We start from the raw sequence: 2,545 nt of genomic DNA on the forward strand, positions 1-2,545 counted from the left end.
GGTTCAGCGTGTCCGACTCGATGCGCGACAGGTCGAGGATGTCGTTGATCATCGCCAGCAGGTGGTCGCCGGCCTGGCGAATGTTCGTGGCCCAGCGCTTGTGAGACGGATGCAGCGTGGGTGTCGTGGCCATCTCGAGCAGCTGCGCAAAGCCAAGCACCGCATTCAGCGGCGTGCGCAGTTCATGGCTCATGCGCGAGAGGAAACTGCTCTTGGCCAGGTTGGCGGCTTCGGCCACACGGCGCGCCGCCTGCGCCTCGGCAACCGCGTCTTCAATGCGCCGGGCTCGCCCGGTCACCGTCAGCAACAGCACCATCAAGGCTGCCGCGCCCGCCATGCCCGCCATGCCGACACCGGCAACGACCGTGGTGCCCCGCCCTTCGTACCGGCCGCGGTCGAGCACGATCAGCTCCCACTGCCCATCGCCGAAGGCCAGGGTCTCGGTCAAGCGACGTGCCACGACCGCCGTCTCGCAGTCGGGTGCGCCCAGCAGCACGCGGGCGCTGCCTGAGGCCTGCTGGTCGATCAGGCAGGTGGCCAAGGGCCCCGAAATAGGCCCGCTCAACTGGGTGGCCAGCCGCGTCAATGGCAAGGTGGCAAACACCAGGCCGCGCACGCCCTGGTCGCACCCACCGGCAGGCCGCCACATCGAGGCCGCGGCCTGAAACACCATCACGCCCGGCACGGCTTGGCTGCGCTCGCCGCTGTCCGCCACGGGGCTCAGGTCCACGCTGCCGCTGGTCGCCGGGCGCCCGGAACGCAGGGCCCGMAGCTGCGCTTCCTGCACCGTCGGCTCGGTGAACCAGCTCGCACCGTCTGACGGCGGCCGATAGAACGTCGGCTCGACATAGCGCACCCGCGGGGCGATGGGCTGAGACTTCGGACCTTCGCAGTCGATCCAGCCGATGGCCTGCATCTCGTTGGTCGTTGGCAGCCAGCCGGTGGCTGCCACGCGAAATTCCGTGGCCGACACCTCGCGGGTCTGTGCGAACAGGATCTGCATGGCCCGCACGGCCTGCAGCGTGTTGTGCAACTCGGCCTTCGTCAACGCGACGGCGAGCTGCGCGCTGTGGTCAAACTCGTTCTGGGTCCGCTGCGCGTCGGCACGGGCCACGGCCGCGACGCCGACGTGGACCAGCACCGCGCAGGTCACGCCGGTCAGTGACAGCGACCAGCGCCGCGGCACCCAGTCGCGACGCGGCTGCGCCAGCCAGGTCAGCGCGATCGGTGCACCGATCATCACGCCCAGCACCACGCCGGCCCAATGGCTGGCCGCGGCGACCGGCACGGCAGACCAGGGCATGCCGCTCACGAAAGCGTGGTAGCCCGTGGTGACCACCGTGCTGGCCAGGCCCGGCCAGACAGCCCCGTAGACGACGAACGCCAGGATCTCGCGCGGCTCCGCCAGGCGTGCCGATGCGGCCGGGCTCCGGCGCAACAGCCAGGCCCCGAGCATCGCTTGCGCCGCTTGGGTTCCAGCATGCACGCTGGCGGTGAGCCACAGCTCGCAGTGCGCGTGACCGCAAGCTGGCAGATCGGACGCCCAAAGCCACCGCCCCATCAGCGTGCCGATGCCGATCGCCACCGCCGAGCGGTAGCCAAGCACCCACACCGCTGCCAAAGCCAACCCACTGGTCGCGTCGAGGATCGGCCGCCCGGTGAGAGGGCTCCAGCGCAGGCTCGCGTACGACAGCAGACCGCACCCCAACGCGATCAGCGCCTGGACCGCCAAGTTGCGGTCGAAAGTGCCTGGCTGGCCTTTTTTCTCGTGCAGATCGTCGACTGCCGACATGGCGTGTACAACCTTCCGCGCGCCCGTCCGACATCCGGGTCTGCGCCTCTATTCCATCGCAACCGCCGGGGCTGTGAATGGGCAACAACCCTGTCACGCCTACGACAAATCGTGTTCAGGTGACGCTGGGCAACCTGTCGCCCACCGATCTCGGCCGCGTAGCATCTGCGGACCATGAAATCCCTGCACCCCTCCCTCATCCACAGCTGGCATGCCCATGTCTATTTCGAGGCTTCCGACCGAGATGCGGCCTGGGCGTTGCGCGACACCGTGGGCACCGAACTGGCGGCGCACGTGAAGATCGGCCGCTTCAACGAAGGGCCGGTCGGCCCGCACCCGGTGGGCAGCTACGAACTGGCGTTCTCGCCGGCCAGCTTTGCCGAGGTGGTCAGCTGGCTCACGCTGAACCACGGATCATTGGACGTGCTCGTGCATCCGAACACCGACCACGAACTGCGCGACCACCGCGACTGTGCCCTTTGGCTGGGGCGATCGCATACGCTGGACCTGGTGGGCCTCGCGCCTTAGCGCAGCGTCCTGTTGAACAGCGCCAGCATGCGGCCCCAGGCCTGCTGCGCCGCGGCCGCATCGAAGCGCGGCGTGGTGTCGTTGTTGAAGCCGTGCTGGGTACCGGGGTACTTGAAGGCTTCGTACTTCACGCCTGCGCGTTTCAGCGCGGCTTCGTAGGCGGGCCAGGCGGCGTTGATGCGCTCGTCGTTGTCGGCAAAGGCGAAGACGAGCTCGGCCTTGATG

Annotated in this window: 3 protein-coding genes; 1 reads left to right on the plus strand and 2 read right to left on the minus strand. The window is 68.6% G+C overall.

Annotated features, from left to right (window positions below; all coding sequences use genetic code 11):
- Window positions 1-1,792 (minus strand): histidine kinase dimerization/phospho-acceptor domain-containing protein (locus AC1DYI_RS32460; RefSeq protein ID WP_477208233.1); only part of this gene is annotated, 1,792 nt, incomplete at its 3' end.
- A 174-nt stretch (window positions 1,793-1,966) separates the two neighbouring features.
- Here AC1DYI_RS32460 and AC1DYI_RS32465 point away from each other — a divergent pair.
- Window positions 1,967-2,320, plus strand: coding sequence for a DOPA 4,5-dioxygenase family protein (locus tag AC1DYI_RS32465; protein ID WP_477208234.1), 354 nt, complete (start codon window positions 1,967-1,969; stop codon window positions 2,318-2,320).
- Here AC1DYI_RS32465 and AC1DYI_RS32470 read toward each other — a convergent pair.
- The coding region (locus tag AC1DYI_RS32470; protein WP_477208235.1) for a dienelactone hydrolase family protein at window positions 2,317-2,545 on the minus strand (229 nt) is incomplete at its 5' end. The genes AC1DYI_RS32465 and AC1DYI_RS32470 overlap by 4 nt on opposite strands.

The sequence above is a fragment of the Ideonella sp. P3_A4 genome (assembly GCF_056403075.1).